The organism is Pseudoflavonifractor sp. 60, assembly GCF_009911645.1.
In the GTDB taxonomy this organism is placed as follows: domain Bacteria; phylum Bacillota; class Clostridia; order Oscillospirales; family Oscillospiraceae; genus Lawsonibacter.
Genome location: NZ_QWKI01000147.1, coordinates 1 through 389, shown reverse-complemented (window position 1 = coordinate 389; position 389 = coordinate 1). Strand labels below are relative to the sequence as shown.

Below are 389 nucleotides of genomic sequence, written 5' to 3'. Positions count from 1 at the left end.
TCCTCTCGTTTCCCGCTCTCCGGTCCGGAAAACGCTGAGCGAAACGCAAAATTTCTGTTGTGCTTCGCTCAACGCTTCCCCGACCCGATCACGGGCCTTCACCGCCGTCCCGGGCGGCAGGGATTTATCTGCAAGCTAAGCGCTTTTGCTCAGCTTCTGCATTTGAACATACTGCGCCAGCCCCTGGTCCTTGATGTTTCGGGCGGCGTTGACCTCCCGGTCTTGGACTCCGCCGCACTTGGGGCAGACCCAACGCTTTCCTCTGAGAATGGCCGCCTCCTGCCTCTCTCCGCAGAGGGAACAGATTTGGCTGGAGGGGAAATAGCGGTCCACCAGAATCAGCGGCTTGCCTTGGCGCTCCAGCTTGTAGCGAAGCATTTCCCGGAACA

General features: G+C 59.4%; 1 protein-coding gene. It reads right to left on the bottom strand.

Annotation, left to right across the window (positions count from 1 at the left end; all coding sequences use genetic code 11):
* Positions 1–135: 135 nt before the first annotated feature.
* On the bottom strand, positions 136–389 hold a 254-nt coding region (locus tag D1646_RS16080; RefSeq protein ID WP_160637447.1), incomplete at its 5' end, for a zinc ribbon domain-containing protein.